This is a genomic window from Flavivirga jejuensis (assembly GCF_030540765.1).
GTDB classification, from domain to species: domain Bacteria; phylum Bacteroidota; class Bacteroidia; order Flavobacteriales; family Flavobacteriaceae; genus Flavivirga; species Flavivirga jejuensis.
Window position 1 is genome coordinate 749,135 of record NZ_JAUOEL010000002.1, and the last position, 20,358, is coordinate 769,492.

General features: G+C 30.2%; 20 protein-coding genes. 8 read left to right on the top strand and 12 right to left on the bottom strand.

The features are described from left to right. Positions 1–8 precede the first annotated feature (8 nt). On the top strand, positions 9–395 hold the full coding sequence (locus Q4Q40_RS08155; RefSeq protein WP_303301294.1) for a hypothetical protein: 387 nt from the start codon (positions 9–11) through the stop codon (positions 393–395). A 114-nt stretch (positions 396–509) separates the two neighbouring features. Beyond that, positions 510–1,058, top strand: a complete 549-nt coding sequence (locus Q4Q40_RS08160) for a YceI family protein (protein WP_303301295.1) — start codon at positions 510–512, stop codon at positions 1,056–1,058. A gap of 183 nt (positions 1,059–1,241) precedes the next feature. On the opposite strand, the gene Q4Q40_RS08165 is transcribed toward Q4Q40_RS08160, so the two are convergent. The 3 genes from Q4Q40_RS08165 to rpmH form a co-directional block, all read right to left on the bottom strand. After that, positions 1,242–2,105, bottom strand: coding sequence for a tail fiber protein (locus tag Q4Q40_RS08165; RefSeq protein ID WP_303301296.1), 864 nt, complete (start codon positions 2,103–2,105; stop codon positions 1,242–1,244). A gap of 261 nt (positions 2,106–2,366) precedes the next feature. Next, positions 2,367–5,222, bottom strand: a complete 2,856-nt coding sequence (gene carB / locus Q4Q40_RS08170) for a carbamoyl-phosphate synthase large subunit (protein ID WP_303301297.1) — start codon at positions 5,220–5,222, stop codon at positions 2,367–2,369. A 114-nt stretch (positions 5,223–5,336) separates the two neighbouring features. Further along, on the bottom strand, positions 5,337–5,498 hold the full coding sequence (gene rpmH / locus Q4Q40_RS08175) for a 50S ribosomal protein L34 (protein WP_092133229.1): 162 nt from the start codon (positions 5,496–5,498) through the stop codon (positions 5,337–5,339). 297 nt (positions 5,499–5,795) lie between these two features. Here rpmH and Q4Q40_RS08180 point away from each other — a divergent pair, with 297 nt between their 5' ends. Further along, positions 5,796–6,371, top strand: a complete 576-nt coding sequence (locus tag Q4Q40_RS08180; RefSeq protein WP_303301298.1) for a tetratricopeptide repeat protein — start codon at positions 5,796–5,798, stop codon at positions 6,369–6,371. A gap of 530 nt (positions 6,372–6,901) precedes the next feature. Here Q4Q40_RS08180 and Q4Q40_RS08185 read toward each other — a convergent pair. Together Q4Q40_RS08185 and Q4Q40_RS08190 are read right to left on the bottom strand one after the other, a co-directional pair. After that, positions 6,902–7,828, bottom strand: coding sequence for a lytic transglycosylase domain-containing protein (locus tag Q4Q40_RS08185; RefSeq protein ID WP_303301299.1), 927 nt, complete (start codon positions 7,826–7,828; stop codon positions 6,902–6,904). Positions 7,829–7,864: 36 nt separating this feature from the next. After that, positions 7,865–8,530, bottom strand: a complete 666-nt coding sequence (locus Q4Q40_RS08190; RefSeq protein WP_303301300.1) for an alpha/beta hydrolase family protein — start codon at positions 8,528–8,530, stop codon at positions 7,865–7,867. Positions 8,531–8,693: 163 nt separating this feature from the next. Here Q4Q40_RS08190 and Q4Q40_RS08195 point away from each other — a divergent pair, with 163 nt between their 5' ends. Next, positions 8,694–8,990, top strand: a complete 297-nt coding sequence (locus Q4Q40_RS08195; RefSeq protein ID WP_303301301.1) for a GNAT family N-acetyltransferase — start codon at positions 8,694–8,696, stop codon at positions 8,988–8,990. Positions 8,991–9,079: 89 nt separating this feature from the next. Here Q4Q40_RS08195 and Q4Q40_RS08200 read toward each other — a convergent pair whose 3' ends face one another. Further along, on the bottom strand, positions 9,080–9,580 hold the full coding sequence (locus Q4Q40_RS08200) for a hypothetical protein (RefSeq protein ID WP_303301302.1): 501 nt from the start codon (positions 9,578–9,580) through the stop codon (positions 9,080–9,082). A gap of 108 nt (positions 9,581–9,688) precedes the next feature. Continuing rightward, positions 9,689–11,014 carry a tRNA (N(6)-L-threonylcarbamoyladenosine(37)-C(2))-methylthiotransferase MtaB gene (gene mtaB / locus Q4Q40_RS08205; protein WP_303301303.1) on the bottom strand — a complete coding sequence of 442 codons (1,326 nt, stop codon included), beginning with the start codon at positions 11,012–11,014 and terminating at the stop codon, positions 9,689–9,691. 146 nt (positions 11,015–11,160) lie between these two features. On the opposite strand from mtaB, the gene Q4Q40_RS08210 reads away from it, so the two are divergent. Genes Q4Q40_RS08210 through Q4Q40_RS08220 form a run of 3 tightly spaced genes read left to right on the top strand, consistent with a single transcriptional unit; the run spans position 11,161 to position 15,711 of the window. Further along, entirely contained in the window at positions 11,161–12,309 is a 1,149-nt protein-coding gene (locus Q4Q40_RS08210; RefSeq protein ID WP_303301304.1) for an ATP-binding cassette domain-containing protein, read from the top strand. Between the two features lie 10 nt (positions 12,310–12,319). Continuing rightward, the gene (locus Q4Q40_RS08215) at positions 12,320–14,062 is read left to right on the top strand and encodes a hypothetical protein (RefSeq protein ID WP_303301305.1); all 1,743 of its coding nucleotides are present in this window, start codon (positions 12,320–12,322) and stop codon (positions 14,060–14,062) included. Positions 14,063–14,085: 23 nt separating this feature from the next. After that, positions 14,086–15,711, top strand: coding sequence for an ABC transporter substrate-binding protein (locus Q4Q40_RS08220; protein ID WP_303301306.1), 1,626 nt, complete (start codon positions 14,086–14,088; stop codon positions 15,709–15,711). Positions 15,712–15,715: 4 nt separating this feature from the next. Here the strand turns inward: Q4Q40_RS08220 and Q4Q40_RS08225 are convergent, their stop codons facing one another. The 5 genes from Q4Q40_RS08225 to Q4Q40_RS08245 all read right to left on the bottom strand — a co-directional run bounded on the left by Q4Q40_RS08225 (position 15,716) and on the right by Q4Q40_RS08245 (position 19,655). Further along, positions 15,716–16,399 carry a lysoplasmalogenase family protein gene (locus tag Q4Q40_RS08225; RefSeq protein WP_303301307.1) on the bottom strand — a complete coding sequence of 228 codons (684 nt, stop codon included), beginning with the start codon at positions 16,397–16,399 and terminating at the stop codon, positions 15,716–15,718. A gap of 385 nt (positions 16,400–16,784) precedes the next feature. Then, entirely contained in the window at positions 16,785–17,114 is a 330-nt protein-coding gene (locus Q4Q40_RS08230; RefSeq protein WP_303301308.1) for a hypothetical protein, read from the bottom strand. Between the two features lie 9 nt (positions 17,115–17,123). After that, positions 17,124–18,038, bottom strand: a complete 915-nt coding sequence (locus tag Q4Q40_RS08235) for a TolB family protein (protein ID WP_303301309.1) — start codon at positions 18,036–18,038, stop codon at positions 17,124–17,126. Positions 18,039–18,075: 37 nt separating this feature from the next. Then, positions 18,076–19,251, bottom strand: a complete 1,176-nt coding sequence (locus Q4Q40_RS08240; RefSeq protein ID WP_303301310.1) for a GlmU family protein — start codon at positions 19,249–19,251, stop codon at positions 18,076–18,078. Between the two features lie 152 nt (positions 19,252–19,403). Then, positions 19,404–19,655: a type B 50S ribosomal protein L31 gene (locus Q4Q40_RS08245; protein ID WP_135876988.1), complete on the bottom strand. Its 252-nt coding sequence runs from the start codon at positions 19,653–19,655 to the stop codon at positions 19,404–19,406. 156 nt (positions 19,656–19,811) lie between these two features. On the opposite strand from Q4Q40_RS08245, the gene Q4Q40_RS08250 reads away from it, so the two are divergent. Next, complete coding sequence (locus Q4Q40_RS08250; RefSeq protein WP_303301311.1) at positions 19,812–20,345, top strand: DUF4199 domain-containing protein; 534 nt, start codon at positions 19,812–19,814, stop codon at positions 20,343–20,345. Positions 20,346–20,358: the final 13 nt, after the last annotated feature.

The following is a 20,358-nucleotide window of genomic DNA, read 5'->3' on the forward strand; positions in this document are numbered from 1 at the left end:
TATAAAAAATGAGAATAAATAATTATAAAAAAGAAGCTATGAATTTAAATAAAATAATTTACGCATTAGCAATTTCGGTATTGCTTTTTAATTGTTCAAGTAACAGTAATGATGACCTTAATCCAGACCCTGATCCAGACCCAAACGGAAAAATTACTTACGAGGCAAATGTAAAAAATATTATAAATAGTAATTGTGCACAGTGTCATGATAGTACACCAATAAATGGCGCCCCTTTTTCTTTAGTCACTTATACGCAGGTTAAAGATAGAATAGATGCTATATTATCCCGAATTAATAGCGTTTCTAGCCCCATGCCCCCTAGTGGACAAATGCCATCTAGCAATAGAGATCTTATTCAGCAATGGAAAGACGATGGTCTTTTAGAAAACTAATTTTTGTCTCATAAATAAAGAATTTCTTGAAACCAACTATTCCTGCTTTTGCAGGAAGGCAAAGCCTAGAGGAATTCTTTTCGATTTAAAACGACATAAAACCATAAAATTATAATGAGAAATCTTATTTATTTTTTCGCCTTTATAAGCTTAAATTGTTTTGCGCAAAGCAAATACTTAACAAAAACTGGACATGTTAATTTTGAAGCTTCTGTACCTTCTTTTGAAGAGGTAAAAGCCACAAATAATACCGTTACTGCGATCATAAATTCTAAAAATGGAGAATTTGCATCACTAGTATTGGTTAAAGGTTTTCGATTTAAAAATGCGCTTATGGAGGAACATTTTAATGAAAATTATGCTGAGTCTGATACATACCCAAAAATAACTTTTAAAGGTAAAATAGGCGATTTTTATTTTAATGAATTATCAGAAATACCTAAAGTGCTAAAAGTTAATGGTGCATTAACGTTTCATGGTATAACAAATCAATTAGAAAATATTCCTTTAAACATTTCAATAAATAATCAAGGTGATATTATAATATCTGGAAGTTTTACAACAACCCCTTCAGACTATGATATCGAAATACCAAAAGTAGTTAGGAGTAAAATTGCAAAAAATATTGATGTTACGTTTAACTTCCAATTGAAGAAGAAATAAAAAATCCGCTTAAAGCGGATTTTTTATTTAATACTTCGAATGCATTTTATTTACTCAAATACATTTTTCATTTGAAATATAAATATCAAAGAATTCGTTATCTCTTCAACTATTTCTTATTAAAATACTTAAAAGGAAGACTCATTTCATTCTAAATCCGTAAATAATTTTAGAACAAAATATTTATTCTTTTTCTAATAAAGTTTTGATCAAAGTTTTCAATTCTTCAACTTCTTTTGATTGCTTTTCCAATTCTAAACTTTGTTTATCATTAATTTTATTTTGTTCAATAACATACAAAGTCAATTCCTCAATTTTTTCTTGTTGAATTTTTGATATTTCTCCAAGTTCTAAACCATTTTCAACTATGTCTTTGGCAGAAGGCACATTAGGTAGGCGACCATTTTTATTGATATAAGTTTCCAATTCTTGTAATGATGGTAGTTTATAACCTTTAAAGAAAACATAATCAGGCCATCCTAATAAATCTACTTTTACTTCTTTGGTATGAATATTACCATTTACAGCTAATTTTGCATCTGGTGTGGTTGTTCCTATCCCCACATTACCAGCAAAATAATTCTTAGTGGTATCTCCTTGCTGATAAATACCATAGGTATTTGTTCCTTGCACACGTTTAATAAATACTCCATAGCCATTATTAACTATTCCATTTCCTTTCTGAACATCAATATTTACTCCATAAGCATTCTTTACGATACCAGTTGCACTACTTTCATTTCCTGCACCAACATCTATCCCCATAGATTCGTTCAGCTCCCCAGAGTTATTGTTTAAACTTAGTGACCAAACTCCTCTTATTTTACTTTGTTCTCCACTGGTATGCGAAATACTATTAAAAGCAAATAATGCTGCCGAACCATAGCTGGGAGTTATCGTTTCACTCTGAAAAATATAAGTTTTAATTCCATCAAAAGGATCTGCTCCAATACCCACACTTCCTGAAGAAGGAAAAGTATTAGTTTGAGCATCTAAACAAAAAACTGTTAACAAGCATAAATGAAAAATAAAAATTTGTGGTTTCATAAATTATGACATTTTAAAAATTAATAAAAGTATTTTTCTCAAAATTACTACTTAAAAGTGAAAGTTAGCTAAGGTTAAACCTTAGACTATATAAGGTTTTACCTTACTTTTAAAAGATAATTTATTATAAAAAAGACCAATATATAAATAGCAACAAGACACACAAAACCACTTAAGACAATACACAGCAACACATCATCATTAATTTCCAATAAAAAATCCGCTTAAAGCGGATTTTTTATTTAATATTTCGAATGCATTTTATTTACTCAAATACATTTTTCGTCTAGAATACAGATCGTAAAAATCATCATCTTTTAAGCTATCAATAAACAAGATACTTTCTCCCGTACTTTTCATTTCTGGTCCTAATCTCTTATCTACATTTGGAAATTTATTAAAAGAAAATACAGGTTGTTTGATGGCATAACCATCTAACTGAGGATTAAAATCAAAATCCGTGACCTTTTTTTCTCCTAACATAACCTTTGTCGCATAGTTTACATACGGTTCTTTGTAAGCTTTAGCTATAAAAGGCACTGTTCTGGAAGCTCTAGGGTTCGCTTCAATAATGTATACGATATCATTTTTAATGGCAAACTGAATATTGATCAGTCCAACAGTGTTCAATGCTCTGGCTATGGTATGTGTATGATCAATGATTTGTTGCATAACTAAATCTCCCAAATTGAATGCTGGTAAAGTGGCATTAGAATCTCCAGAATGTACTCCACATGGTTCTATATGCTCCATGATTCCAATAATATAAACATTCCCATCTGCATCACAAATAGCATCGGCTTCGGCTTCAATGGCTCCATCTAAATAATGATCTAATAACAATTTGTTATTAGGCATTCTTCTCAATAAATCAACAACATGTTCAATTAAATCTTCTTTATTGATAACAATTTTCATCCCCTGTCCTCCTAAAACATAAGATGGTCTTACTAAAATTGGGAAATCTAATTTATCTGCTAACTCAAGAGCTTCATCAGCATTTTCTGCAATTCCAAACTCTGGATAAGGAATGTTGTTTTCTTTTAATAAGCTAGAAAAGCTTCCTCTATCTTCAGCTAAATCTAAAGATTCAAAACTGGTACCAATAATTTTAATACCATATTTGGTTAGCTTTTCTGCTAATTTTAATGCTGTTTGCCCTCCTAATTGAACAATAACGCCTTCTGGTTTTTCATGACGAATAATATCATAAATATGTTCCCAAAAAACAGGTTCAAAATATAATTTATCGGCGGTATCAAAATCTGTAGAAACCGTTTCTGGGTTACAGTTAATCATAATCGTTTCATAACCACATTCTGCAGCTGCTAAAACACCATGAACACAACAGTAATCAAACTCAATACCCTGTCCTATTCTATTTGGTCCTGAGCCTAGTACTACAATTTTCTTCTTATCGCTTACTATACTTTCATTATGAGTGTATACTTCTCCAGAAGCAGTCTCAACCATATTTTCAAATGTAGAATAATAATATGGTGTTTTGGCTGTAAACTCAGCAGCACAAGTATCAACTAACTTAAATACACGCTGAATATTAAACTCTTCTCTCTTATTATATACTTGACTTTCTAAGCAGCCTAACATATGTGCGATCTGACGGTCTCCATATCCTTTTTGCTTCGCTTCTAATAATAAATCTTTATCAAGCGTATCAATAGTATATGTAGATATTTCTTTTTCTAATTGAAATAATTCCTCATACTGCTTTAAATACCACATATCAATTTTTGTGATATCATAAATCTGACTTAGTGGAATTCCCATGGCAATCGCATCATAAATAACAAAAACACGATCCCAAGAAGCATTGGTAAGCTTATCTATAATTTGGTTGTAATTTTTGTAACCTTTTCCGTCTGCACCTAAACCATTTCTTTTAATTTCTAAAGATTGAGTCGCTTTATGTAAGGCTTCTTGAAAAGAACGCCCAATCCCCATAACTTCTCCAACAGCTTTCATTTGTAAGCCTAATGTTCTATCAGACCCTTCAAATTTATCGAAATTCCAACGTGGAATTTTCACAATAACGTAATCTAAAGTTGGCTCAAATAAAGCCGACGTAGATTTAGTTATCTGATTATCTAATTCATCCAAAGTATAACCAATAGCAAGTTTTGTAGCTATTTTAGCAATCGGGTACCCCGTTGCTTTACTTGCTAATGCTGAAGAACGTGAGACACGTGGGTTTATTTCGATGGCAATAATGTCTTCTTTTTCATCTGGACTTACAGCAAATTGCACATTACATCCACCTTCAAAATCACCAATACTGCGCATCATCTTAATAGCCATATCACGCATCTTTTGAAACGTAGTATCACTTAAAGTCATTGCTGGAGCCACCGTAATAGAATCTCCTGTATGGATTCCCATTGGATCCATATTTTCTATAGAACATATAATGACTACGTTGTCATTTCTATCACGAAGTAATTCTAATTCATACTCTTTCCACCCCATCATGGCCTTATCAATCATGACCTCATGAATAGGAGAAATTTCTAATCCGCGACGTAATAATTTATCAAAGTCCTCTTCTTCATAAACAATTGCGGCACCTGCTCCTCCTAGAGTAAATGAAGAACGAATACATAATGGAAAACCAAACTCTTGTGCTATCTCTTTTCCTTTCAAGAAAGAGGTCGCTGTAGCTTGTGGAGCCATAGCTACACCTATCTTTCCCATCAATTCTCTAAATTGTTCTCTATCTTCTGTTATATTTATAGCATTAATATCTACACCTATCAATTCAACTCCAAAATCTTTCCAAATGCCTTTTTCATCAGCTTCTATACATAAATTTAAAGCTGTTTGTCCTCCCATAGTTGGTAAAACAGCATCAATTTGTGGATGTTCTTTTAAAATTTTGATAATGGATTTTGTATTAAGAGGGAGCAAATAAACATGATCGGCCATAGAAGGGTCTGTCATGATAGTTGCTGGATTGGAATTAATAAGAATCGCTTCAATTCCGTCTTCTCTAAGAGATCGTAAAGACTGAGAACCTGAATAATCGAATTCACACGCTTGTCCTATAACTATTGGACCTGAACCTATTATTAGTATCGATTTTAGTTTTGAATTTTTCGGCATTTTTTACTGGTTATGTAATGTAATAATAATTTGTTACAAAAATAATATTCATTAGATATAAAAAAAGGCGTTACACTTAAGTAACACCTTTAAAATATCAACAATTGTTAATCATTATTTCTTATGTCTTGTTTCAGATGACACAGATATTTTTTTTCTTCCTTTAGCTCTTCTACGTGCTAATACCTTTCTACCGTTAGCAGAAGCCATTCTCTCTCTGAAACCGTGTTTGTTTCTTCTCTTTCTTTTGGAAGGCTGAAATGTTCTTTTACTCATTATCTTGTATCTTTAAATCTGAATTGTATTTTTCTAATAGTTAAGCATTCGCAAAACCGAGGGCAAATATACAAAGCCTTTATTACTTTGCAAACCATTTTTAAAAAAATATTTTTAATTCTTTTTTTACTCAAAAATATTACGGTAAACCCTTGTTTATTTGGCTTAAACACTAACTTTTTTTGTTAAATATCTATGTGTTATTTTTAATAAAAATTTAGTTTCTTTGTAGTCTGAAATAAAAGAGACCTTATTAATATAAAAAATAACGTCTATTCACATTGCAAACTTACTAAAATGTACAATAAAATTATAAAACTAATTATAGCTGCGGGAATTATTGCCTATGCAGTATATCTATTTACTGAGGATTATATAGGAAATGGTATTATGCTTATTCTTCTGTCTCTTATTTTTATATTCCTATATTTTAAGAACGAGTTTATACTTCTTGCTTTTATGAGATTACGTAAACAAGATTTTGAAGGCGCTAAAAAATGGCTTAATAAAATTAAAAAACCAGAATCTGCTTTAGTAAAAAAACAACAAGGGTATTATAATTATTTGCACGGCATTATGGTATCTCAAAGTAATATGAATGATGCTGAAAAATATTTTAAAAAAGCTATTTCTTTAGGGCTATCCATGGATCATGATCTGGCGATGGCAAAATTAAATTTATCTGGTATTGCTTTTTCTAAACGTAGAAAGCAAGAAGCTCAAAAACTACTGTCTGAAGCTCAAAAACTGGACAAACAAGGTATGTTAGCCGATCAGATAAAAATGATGAAGGAAAACATGAAACGCTCTCAAATGCCAAACCAACATTATGGCAGCGGTGGTTCTGTAAGAGCTCAGAAAAGAAGAGGGTAAAAATATTAGCCGTTTACGCTTTACTTGTTTAAAATGTTCTAAGTTTGGATTTGTTCTGTTAACTCAAGAAATTACATTTTGCTGGTAAAAACTTATACAAACCTTTTTCATAAGCATTCCAATACAACAAGTTAAATTTCAAAAAGTTAAAACTTAATGTCTGATTGAGGGCAATCAAAACCTATTTAAACATCTAGATTTTAATGGCATTTCGACTTTAGCCTGTCTTGATAGTCGAAAGGCTCAAAGCGACATGTAGTAACACTAATTAGTGAGTTTATCGTTATAAATACGCTTGCATTAAATCGAACTCTCGTTTATAGCTAATCACCATCTTCTTCTAAATCAATTTTAGCAAAAGATATTATAATAAGGTATAATCATTTTTCACTGTTCCCCTTCTTTATTATATACATTGAGTTTTTTTGCTTTTTCTCTTGAATTTTGAAATAATTAAGAATCAACAAAAATCCAATTTCTAAGAGAAAACGCAAAAAAACATGTATTCATTTTAAAACTGATTAATTTATTTATTGTACATCATAATACCCTTTTTCTGGTATATCAATTGTATACATTTTTTTTGATTTATTATTCAGATGCGATTCGCGTAACCAAGGATTATGAAGTTTTAATATTTTGTAATTAATATCAAATTGTTGTGCAAATTTTGAGAAATTAGTTACTGCTGTATCAACCTCAACTTTATATGTAGGAACGCTTTTATACAAATCCTTATCTCTAAAATTAAAACCGTACTTATCTGGGTTTGATAAAATTTCTTTTAGAGCCACTATTCTAAAAATATAACGCCCTGTTTCTTCAACAAGTAATAAATCATAATAATCGGAAACATTTTGTTCTTTCAGTCTTCTGGAAATCCCTGCATTACCAGCATTATATGCAGCTGCAGCTAAAGTCCAAGAACCTAACCTTTTTTTAGATTTTAATAAATATTTACACGCTACTTCGGTTGCTTTTTCTAAATGATAACGTTCATCTACATTATCATTAACCTCCAAACCATTTTCTCTGCCTGTAGCTTTCATAATTTGCCAAAAACCTCTTGCTCCAGCAGGAGATACGGCATTTGTTAAACCGCTTTCTATAACTGCCAAATATTTAAAATCATCTGGAATACCATGTTTTTTTAAAATAGGCTCTATAATTGGGAAATACTTTTTAGCACGCTTAAACATTAACAACCCATTAGATTGCCAATAGGTATTAACTAACAATTCTCTATCCATTCGCTCTAAAACATCAGGGTTTTTGAGTGGCATCATTTCACCAGAAAAATTTAAATTATCTGGCACCTGTAATGCATAAACATTATAATCGTTAATTAATTTTCTTTCAAAATTCTCATCCGTTGGAGCGTCTTGTAAGGCATAAATAAATAGTGCCGACAAACTTAATAATCCCACAAACGCCAATAATTTCTGTACTATCTTCATTTTTAATAAGTTTTTTTTTAAAGATAAAATTTTTATTTAATTTTCTAAAATTATATGTGGCAAATTCTTATTAAACCACTTATATTTATTAATAATCATGATATGTGTGCCATTTTTTACAACGATGCAATCGGTTATATTTTTAATAGGAAATACAGGATCGCTATCCCCATGAATATGTACAATATCTGGTTGGTTTTCGTTTTTATCCCAACAAACTATTTGCTTAATAGCCCAGCTTAGATATTTACTATCATTAACAGATAGATACTTTTTATACAGATCTAAATGCTTTTTTATACTACTACCAAAAGCATACTTCGCAAGTAAATCAATGTTACTCGCCAACTGTGTTGGCACCAAAGCATAAGCTTTCGTTTTTTTGGCTAGTAACATATGCTTAGGCAATTCATGCATCGACTTAACACTAGATACTATAATAAGTTTTCTAACACGTATATGTTTACTCATTTCCTGAACCAAAATCCCTCCAAACGAGACACCAAGCAACACAATATTTTCATGTTTTATATTAGCGGTCATTCTTAATGCATAATCACTGATAGACTCATTATCAACTGGTAAAAACCACTCAAGCCAATGTATTTTAAATTGATCTTCAGGCAATTTTATATGCTCAAAAATCAGGGGGTCTGCTGCCATTCCTGGCATTAAATAAACATGGATCATTGCTTTACTCATTTAATTATAAATTTAAACAGAACTTATTCTAATGATTTATTTTATAAGGCATTAACATTGATTTATCTTTAAAATAACAATTTTTTTTTGTACTTTTGCAAAACAAAGTTATATAAATAGTGCTCACTATTTAAGATTCCTTAGAAATAAAACAAAAATTACCATGGTTGAAGCTGCAGAACTAATTGATAACGATTTTTTACGTCAATTTGAAATAAAAATTGATGACCATTTAGCTAAGATTGAATACTCTTTACAAGAAAGGAAGATTTTTCTAACTAAGCTCATTGTTCCAGAAGGCATTACAGACCAAGACTTTAGCAAAGATTTTTTAGTTGCGGTTTTCGAACAAATTGAAGAACGTAATTTAAGTGTTGTACCAACAAGTCCTGAAATTGCTAAGTTTGTAAGAAGCAATAGAAAATACAAACGTATGCTTCCTGTTGGCTTAAGAATTTAATTTTTAAAATAAAAAATAACAATAAAAAAATCCGAAGTTTATAGCTTCGGATTTTTTGTTTTTCAAGAGTCTAAGAAGATTTTGATTCGTTATCGTTTTGTATAAACTAATTTTAAATCCTTAGTAGCTACTACTTCTGTAAAATCTTCGTTATATATTTTTACCGATTCTTTAATAACACGAAATAATTGGTTGTCGATTACAGTAAACTCAATATCATTAAATATAACGGTATTATTAGTTTGCGAATATGATGTTGCAAAACCTATAATGCCTTGCTCATCGCATGATACATTAAACATATACTCATCTGTTGTTCCTTCTAATAAAGCAATATTAATGTCTGGATTATACGTTTCATTTGAAGACATAACACCATTATCTTCGAAAATTAAAGTTTCATTATTTGTACATTCAATTTCATCTATAATATTAGTACTAGCAGTGCCGTCATTATTGATATCGAATCCGTCCATAACATCCCAAGCAGTCAGTTCCCATACACCTATAATCGATACTCCATCGTTATCATCACTTGAACAACTAGTGAACACTAGAACAAAACATAAAATATAAAATAATTTATTCATCTCAGGGACTTGGTTAATCCCACTAAAATATATCGCGAAGTTTTATTTGCACAATAAATAAGTCAAAGTGAGTAAAACTCAAGGTAATATGCAATATAATTACGATTTCTAGTTTGAAAGTACTTGAATAAATTCAAATCTTACCAAACCATCATCATCAATTTTGGTAAGATCAACATGATGTAATGTATTAATCAATTCAGGATTCCAAGGTGTTTTTACTTTCACATAGTTTTCGGTAAACCCATAAATGTATCCTTCTTTATTTTCACTTTCAAACAAAACGGTTCTTTCACTACCAATTTGATTTTCGTAAAAAGCCCGTCGTTTTTTAACAGATAACCCTCGCAACATTTTACTACGCTTACTCCTTACATTGTTTGGAACCACCCCATCCATTTCTGCAGCTTCTGTATTGTCACGCTCTGAATACGTAAATACATGTAAATATGAAATATCTAATGCATTCAAAAAATTATACGTTTCTAAGAAGTGTTCATCTGTTTCTCCTGGAAATCCAACAATAACATCCACCCCTATACAGGCATGTGGCATCACCTCCTTTATTTTTGAAACGCGATCTACATACAGTTCACGCATATAACGACGTTTCATTTTTTTAAGAATAGCGTTACTTCCAGATTGTAATGGAACATGAAAATGAGGCACAAAAGCTCTTGATTTAGAAACTAAATCTATGGTTTCATTTTTTAAAAGATTGGGCTCTATAGACGAAATCCTTAATCGTTCTATACCTTCTACCCTATCCAGTTCGGTAACCAAGTCTAAAAAGGTATGTTCGTGTTTTTTGTTACCAAACTCCCCTTTACCATAATCACCAATATTAACGCCCGTAAGAACAATTTCCTTTATGTTTTGTTTAGAAATCTCTCTAGCATTTTTTAAAACATTTTCCATGGTATCACTTCGTGAAATGCCACGTGCTAAAGGTATGGTACAGTAAGTACACTTATAATCACAACCATCTTGAACTTTTAAAAATGCTCTGGTTCTATCTCCAATAGAATAGCTCCCTACATAAAAATCGGCTTCTTCAATCTCGCAAGAATGCACTTCTCCGAAATCATTTTTAGAAAGATCGTTTAGATAATCTGTTATTTTGAATTTTTCGGTAGCTCCTAAAACCAAATCAACCCCATGAACATCGGCTAATTCTTGAGGCTTTAATTGCGCATAACATCCTACTGCTGTAACAAATGCATCAGGATTTGCCTTTTGAGCTTGTTTTACAATGGTTTTAAAGCGTTTATCGGCATTCTCGGTAACAGAACAAGTATTAATAACATAAATATCTGCCTTTTCAGAAAAATCGACACGATCAAAGCCTTCATTTGTAAAATTTCTGGCAATGGTTGATGTTTCCGAAAAATTCAATTTACAACCTAAGGTATAAAATGCGACTTTTTTATTCATTTATTGTGTTTCATTTCCTTTACGCTGGAAATGTATTTATATTTACTTGTTTTCTAACTTAAAGCCTGCAAATTTACGCAATTGCTACAAGTAATACAATCTAAGTGTGAAGACTTGAACTAAAACCTTACAATTTATAATAACAAATGACAAGAGCTGAAGCGCGAATCAAAAAAGTTATTACCTTTTTTGAAAACAAAGACACTTTTCTAGGGTATCGGAAACTTATGGATTGTGCTATTGATACTCAAAACTTAGATATTTACAACCATGTTATAGCATTAACCGATTGGAAAGAAAAATTTCCTAATGAAGAAGATGAATTAATAAAAAGAAGCCTTCAAGCTCTAAATAAAATTTCTAAAATTCCAGTTGAAGACCATAACACTAAATCCCCTGTGATAATGGGCTCAAACCTTATTAAGAGCTATGGTCTTAATCGTTTTAAACTAGGTCCAATTTCTATGAACATCCATAAAGGGGACGTATATGGATTGGTGGGAGAAAATGGAAATGGAAAAACTACCTTATTAAGAATTTTAGCTAAAGAACTAAAACACAACGAAGGCACTTTGGAATTTAATTTTAATAAAGCTTTTAATAACAACTATGATTTACGTTCCAATTTGGTATATATTCCACAACGAACTCAAAAATGGTACGGTAGTCTTAAAGATAATTTAAAATTTGTTTTATCAAACTACGGCATAAGCCCTGAGGAAAATGAAACTAGAGTTTTAATGATGATCGCTCGTTTAGGTTTATGGAATTATAAACATTTAAAATGGAACGAATTATCTTCTGGATATAAAATGCGGTTTGAGTTAGCTAGAACATTATTAAGACAACCTGAATTACTACTTTTAGACGAACCATTAGCCAACTTAGATGTGTTAGCACAACAAGTTATTTTAGAAGATTTAAAATCGATTTGCAATTCTATTAATAATCCCATCGCATTAATATTAAGTTCCCAGCAATTGTATGAAGTCGAAAAGGTATCAGATAAAGTCATATATCTTAAAAACGGCATTTATGAAGATCAAAATACGATTACAAACACTAATAATTATTTAATAGTAGAAATTGATTGTAATTGCGAAAGAGAGACGCTCAAACAAATTTTCGCAGGGTTAAACCTAGAAAGATTAGTTTTTAATGGTGGTATTTTTGTTGCTTATTTCCCTATTGAAACGGCTTTTTCTTTGGTTCTTGAAACTTTAGGAAAGCACAAAATTGATGTTACTTATACACGTAACATCACAAAATCTACAAGACGTTTCTTTGTTTCTTAAAGCCAAATCAATGAAAAAATTTATTTACAAAACCAATCAATATTTACTTGAAAATTATCCCATAATTTGGAACACAAAATTAGTTTGGGTCTTATTATCTGCACTAATTCTACATATTTTATTCTTTATTTTTGGATTCTTAGCTATTTCAAATCCAGAAATTTTACACGAATATGGTGCTGGGGATATCTTCTTTGATAATGGTACTGTTTTTATAAGTATTATTTTATCAATATTACTACTTGTTACATGGCTTATTTTTCTATTTAAGAATAATGCTTTTAAAAGTTTTTATCCAACATCTAGACAAAAATTATTTAAACAATTTTTAATTTATTTAATTATAACATTCTTTTCTACTACGTTTTTTATTTCATACAATTTGGGGGTTAAGTCTTATATCACATCCAAATATGATGATGAAAGAATAGAAAAAGAGATTACCACATCCAATACTGCTGCATTATTTTTCTCAAAAAACATACAAGACTACACCATTAATCAGCGTAGATATCCGCAGCCATTCAATACATTATACTGCGAAGTTTATAATGGAAAAAACATAAATAAAGATAACATATTTTTAAGTTTTTTAGATTATGAATATCGATTTTATACGCTTTATAAAAAAGAAGGAACACTAAGCCAAGGATTCTCAGACCCCAATTATAAAGGATTTGTGTATCACAAAACCAAAGACACTCTTAGAACATACTTTTATAAAGATTCAATTTTTGATGTTTCAAATTTAGTTCAAAATGCAAATCCTAATTATTTTAATTACTCAAAAACCTTTTATCAATCTAAAAAGAGAAAATTAAAATATGGAGACACGAAGTATGATGAGTATGTTTATACACAAGAACAAAATTTTACTAAAACTAATGAATTAAGTAATAAACAAGGGCACAACCTTTTAAAACGGAATGACGCTAGTGAGATCAAGCAAATTTTGACTGATTTTTTAGTGATTAGTGATCTGTATAAAATTAAACATGATCTAACTGTTAATATATGGTTTGACATGGTATACCATCCAGCCGAAAACTTTAAATTAAAACACTTAATTAGAAACGAACCTAAGTCCACACTACTATATGCTTCTAACAACCCTGAAACTGCTATTGATACTTTTTATGAAGAACATATTACGGATTATTATCTAGATCATGATTCTTTATATAGAGCTTTTGAAAATATTGAAGACATAAAAACAAGTGAACCCTTTTTAGAAAGCATTCATTTTTTTATGTGGTTTTCATTCTTTTTTTCAGCCTTAATATTTATGTTTAGAGTTACAGGACTAAAATCACTACTCTTTACAATTATAAGCATGGGTATATTAACCATACTTGTAACCTTACTAACCGTACTTTACGCATATATAACCAAATTTGATGATAATAGCATTGGTTATTTTGCATCCTACTTAACCTTTATATTAGGCTCCATTATTTTATCCATTCCATTATTTTATGCGAAAAAAATTAAAAAGCTCGTTGTAGCTATTTGCTTAAACATATCTATTATTGGTTTTATTCTTTATACCTTTTTAATAATTACAATAATATCCTTACACCAATCTGATGCATGTGTTGGAAATTATTCTTTTAATTTTAATAATAAAGATTGTTTTAATTTAATGGGAAGTTTAGGTGTAAATTGGAGTTATATCTTATTCATAATTAATTTGCTTTTTGTCTATTTTTATTCTGCTGTGATAAAAAACTGGAAAGCTTTACCAGAAGGGTAACTAACAAAATTATCTATTTTTAAATGAAACTAGTAAAAACGAATACAAAATACCTCACCTTTTATTTATTTATAGCATGCTTTACTTTATTGCTAAACGCTTGTAAAGACAACAAATTAACTAGTAAAGATCATTTAGTTTTTAGGTACAATGAGCATAAAAACATAAATACTTTAGACCCTGCCTTTTCCAGAACTTTACAAGATACCTGGGTAAGTAATCAGTTATTTAATGGATTGGTACAAATGGATAATGAATTGAATATTATTCCATCTATTGCAAAAAACTGGATCATATCTGAAGATGGGTTAACTTACTCCTTTTCGTTACGAGACGATGTTTATTTTCATAAACATGAATTATTTGGAAAAGATTCAACAAGAGTCGTTGTTGCAGAAGATTTTAAATATAGCTTCAACCGATTAAGAGATGAAAAAATTGCAGCTCCTGGAAACTGGGTATTAAAAAAGGTAGATAACTTTGAAGCTGTGAACGATACACTTTTTAAAATTGTATTAAAACAATCTTTTCCTGCATTTATAGGGTTATTATCTATGAAATACTGTTCTGTTATTCCTAAAGAGGTCGCAGAACATTATGGTAGTGATTTTAGATCGAATCCTATAGGTACTGGTCCTTTTATATTTAAACGTTGGGAAGAAAATGTTAAGCTTGTTTTTAGAAAAAACGACCACTATTTTGAAAAAGATGAAAATGGAAATGATTTGCCTTATTTAGAAGCAGTAGCTATAACCTTTTTACCAGACAAACAAAGTGAGTTTTTACAATTTGCTCAAGGAAACATAGATTTCTTAAACGGTATGGATGTTTCTTATAAAGACGAATTACTGACAGCAGACGGACAGCTTCGAAGTACTTATGCAGAGACTGTAAATATGGTTCAAGGTCCTTATCTAAATACAGAATATTTAGGGTTTTACTTAGATTCTAAAACCCCCGAAATACAATCTGAATTAATACGAAAAGCTATTAATTATGGATTTGATAGAAAAAAAATGATGATATTTTTAAACAACGATATAGGCAACCCTGCAAACGGAGGCTTTATTCCAAAAGGCCTAGCTGGATATAATGAATCTATTGGTTTTACTTACCAACCAAGAAAGGCTAAACAATTGGTCGAACAATTCAAAAAAGAAAGTGGTATATCAAAACCTGAGATTAATTTAACCACAACCAGTAACTACTTAAGTTTTTGTGAATTCATTCAACGTGAACTTCAAAAAACAGGGTTAATAATTAATGTAGATGTTATGCCTGAGGCAAGCCTAAGGGCTGCTAGGTCAAATGGAAAAGTAGACATGTTTAGAAGTTCTTGGATAGCAGATTATCTAGATGCCGAAAACTATTTATCTATTTTTTATAGTAAGAATTTTGCTCCCAAGGGTTCTAACTATTTTCACTTTAAAAATACATTATTTGATAGTTTATACAATAAAGCTTTTACTATTACCAACATTGAAGAGAGAAAGCATTTATACACAACCATGGATTCTCTAGTTATGCAAAAGGCCATTATTGTACCCTTATTCTATGATGAAGTCGTTCATTTTAAAAGAAAAAACGTTTCTAGTCTTGGAATTAATCCTATTAATTTATTAGATTTAAGACGGGTTAAAAAAGATTGACACGTTACTGCTTTACATGTTCCTTTATAACCCCGAAAGTAATAAAATATACTCCCATACCATAAAACAACATAATTAAAACATCTTGCATTGGCAGGTCTGTTTTAAATGTTTTTATTGTTATCATACTCTCAGAAAACATATAAAAAATAACACCGAGAAGCACATATAAATAACTACCTCTATCTACAACAACTTTTCTTAAAAAAGCAAATTGAATCAGTAATAATGATATAAAAAAGCTAAGCAACGCTGGTACAAAAAAGTTCCTTAAACTATTAAAAAGTAAACTCACAATAAAAACGGTATAAGCAAATACTATTATAGAAAAAGGGATCAGGCTGGCAATATTAAAATCTACCCTATGGGAAAATCGTAAACTTAAAAAGACCTTTGCTAAAGCAAAAACAAACACACTAATACCTAAACAAACAACATTAGTATGGTTTATAATAATTATATCTCCCAATAGAAAGCAAGATAGCGCCAAGATCATCCATAATTTTTTTTTCTTTCTCTTCTCTACAGTATTAAAATAATAATACAAAAATAAAAATAGTATTATTGGTGGTTTAGAAATATAACGATATGGAAAAGCATCACAGCTTATTTTAACTAAAATATCTATAGTTAAAATAACAAAAAAAACAATACTAGATTTTCTTTCGTTTTTTAAAATATGTAACATTGTTTATCTTTTTTGGGGCTAGGATAAATATCTACATAACTCTAAAAGTTATAAGGACAGCAATATAAGAAAATAATTACATCTTAATCAGATAGAACGATAATTAAAAATCAGTAAGTAAATAACATTAAAAAAAAGAATTTATACCAATTATTATTTAAAATGGGTTATAAATAATTTGGATTATATTTTGTTCAGATAAGGTAGAAAATTCTATCATATCATTAGTCATGGTTTTAGTTTATATTGAAATATGAGCAAAATAGAAATCGAAAACCCATAAACTCCTATTTTTAGGAACCAAACAAATTATATAGGTTATTTTGAGTGATAATTGGTATTAGTCCAATCACATCAGCTTATTTTTAACCTATCATATAACTAACTACTCTTCAGTATTTTTACCAATATCTTGAATTTCATCTTTTATAACAACTACTGTTTTTTTCCATTTTTTTTCTAGTATAATGTAAAATAAATATACCACACCAATTCCAAGCGGTAAAGCTATTATGTTTATCATTAAACTATTCTCCAAGTCTATATCTACTATCCCGAACTCAATTAAAACTCCTAAAACGATTCCAACCATAAAAGTTCCTGCATAATAAACAACAACACTTAATATAGCGTATAACCATTTATTTTGGTTGTATTCTTCCGATAAATCATAAAATCTTTTTCCAATAAAATAAATAAGTAAAATTCCTAACATAAAATATTTTTAGTTTTGTTTAAAATAATAAATATCATCATCCCCCTTACCTTCTGGTCTTTTTGATGAAAAATATCCCGTTTTATTTTCGGAATCAATAATCAAACAGAAATCGTCTTGTTTACTATTTATTGGCTGGGGCAATTTTTCGGCTTTTTCAAAAGTTCCATCATCATTCATAACACTCTTATAAATATCGAAGCCTCCAAAGCCATTTGGTCTGTTCGAGGCAAAATACAAGGTATTATTAGCACTTATAAAAGGGAACATATCTCGACTATAAGAATTTATTTTACTTCCTAAGTTTTTTGGTTTGCTAAAAGTATTATTCTCTAAAATAGCTACCTTAAAAATATCTGAACCTCCTCGAGTGGTTTCTTTCCCTCCTCTTTCGTTTGCTGTAAAATAAAGTGTTTTTCCATCATTACTTATTGCTGGATGTGCATAAGAATATTTTGGCTTACAAAATGGTAGAACTTTAAAATTAGTCCACCCCAATCCAGTTTTAAACTCGCCCACCTTAAGATGGAAATTTTCCATATTAAAATCTCCTTTAGGTTTATTTTTATAAGTATATCTTGTCGTTAAATATAATTGTTTTCCGTCTCGAGATATCGTAGCGCTTGTTATGTGAGATATATTCTCCTTAGGATCTATTATTATTTGGTCTATATTACTAATACGACCATCATTAGATAAATCTCCTTGAAAAACAGTTAGTATTGGTACACCTTGAAACCGTTTTAACCTTCCTTTTTTATCGAGTAAGTTCGTTGTGAAAATAATTTTTTTACTTGCAATTTGCATTAATCCAAAATGTGGATGCTCACTATTTATATCTAGATTAGTAACAGTATATACCTCAGTTTGGGAAAAACTAAGCAAGCTAAATAAAGACATATATAATCCCCAAAAAACCTTCATAATCTAATTTAGATTTGAATAAAGGTACTAAAAAGTTTTATTCTCTTCTATATATCTTAGTTTCTTCAAATACATGTTCCAAAATAGCCTGATCTTGTTCTGTGAATTCTTCTTTACGTCTGGACATAACCACATCTGCCACCTCAAATGCTTTTTTAGTTAAATAGGTTGTAAAACCACCGCTACCTCCCCAGCTAAAACTGGGTATAAAATTTCTTGGAAACCCACTACCAAAAACATTGGCGCTTACCCCCACAACTGTTCCTGTATTAAACATGGTATTAATACCACATTTACTATGATCCCCCATCATTAAACCACAAAACTGTAATCCTGTTTTTGCAAAACCCTCAGTCTCATAATCCCATAAACGCACTTCTGCATAATTATTTTTTAAATTAGAAGTATTAGTATCTGCACCTAAATTACACCATTCTCCCAAAACAGAATTCCCTAAGAAGCCTTCATGTCCTTTATTTGAATTAGCAAATAAAACGGAGTTATTAATCTCTCCCCCTACTTTACTATAAGGCCCAACTGTTGTTGGTCCATAAATTTTTGTAGCCATTTTAACGATGGCGTGTCCACACAAAGCAAAAGGGCCACGTATCATAGCACCTTCCATTATTAATGTATTTTTACCTATATATATAGGACCTTTACTAGCATTAAGTGTTACGAATTCCAATTTAGCACCTGCTTCAATAAAAATATTCTCTGGAGCTATAATATTGTTATTCGATGGGATAGGTTGCGATGTTCTATCTTTTGTAATCAAGTTAAAGTCTTCTTGTATGGCTTCACCATTTATAGAAAATATATCCCAAGTATTTTCTATCGTTATAATAGTATCGCTAAATTCAAATCTTTCAAAACGATCAAAATCAATATCATCTTGCGCTTCTTTAGCAAAAAAAGCAATCACATCTTCTCCTTTAAAAATGGCTTGATTTTCTTTTAAACCTTTAATCATTTCTACCAACTCTAAATTTGGAAGGCAAGACGCATTAATCATCACATTCTCTTCCATTTCTACCATTGGGTATTTATCAGACAAATAATCTTCTGTAACCGTAGTTGTAGTTGTCTCTAAAAAAAATTCCCATTTTTCCCGAATGGTAAGAATTCCGACTCTAATATCGGCGACTGGTCTGGTGAATGTAAATGGCAACAAATTGTTACGAGAAGATCCATCAAAAAGAATGTAATTCATAAAAAGTTAAAGTTTATGATTAGAAGCTAAAAGTCTTTACGCTTATATTGAACATTGTTTATATATTCAAAAGTAACTTAATTAGATAAAACAAAAAAGCCTTTCAGTTTATGAAAGGCTTAATAAATATTAAATATCGTATTACGCTTAAATTATTTCTTAAATTTCGCGTATTTAGTTTTGAATTTATCAATACGACCAGCAGTATCTACTAATTTAGATTTACCAGTGTAATATGGATGTGATGTTCTTGATATCTCCATTTTAACAAGTGGATACTCAACTCCATCAACCTCTAAAGTTTCATTCGTATCTGCAGTAGACTTTGTTAAAAACACATCGTCGTTAGACATATCTTTAAATGCTACTAATCTATAATTTTCTGGATGTATACCTTTTCTCATCGCTAAATGCTTTTTATTCTTTACAATTTTGGACTGCAAATTTAAGGTTTTTTTATAAACGCACAACATTTTTATTATTTTTTATTTCGATCTCATATGTAACGTTTCATTATATTTGAATACTTATAAATCAACTAACATTTTAAACAAAAAAATATGGAAAAATCATTGAAATCTATAGCCTCAAATTACGGATTATATTTAGGGGCAATTCTTTCCCTTTTAACACTTATTGGATATGCTGTTAGTCTCGATTTATTCACCAAAATATGGTTCGGGATTGGTTTTTTACTTATTATTATTGTACTAGGTATAATATCTGTTTCTAATTCAAAAAAATCTTTAGGCGGATTTATTAGTTTCAAGAATGCATTCACTTCTTATTTTATAACCATTTTAATTGGTCTTATAGTAAGTGCCGTTGTAAGTATTATTATCTTTAATTTTATTGACCCCGATGCAGCAAAAACTTTACAAGAGAAAATAATTGAAACACAAATACAACGACTGGAGAGCTTTAACGTTCCTAGTGAGGCAATCGCAGAGACCCTGGAGAAAATGGAATCGCAAGGTAATATGTACTCTATAGGTAACATTTTACAATCTATTGTTTGGCAACTTGCAGGATTTAGTGTGGTTGGATTAATAGTAGCAGCTGTAATGAAAAAAAGTAACCCAGACACAGAATAAATTCATTATTTTT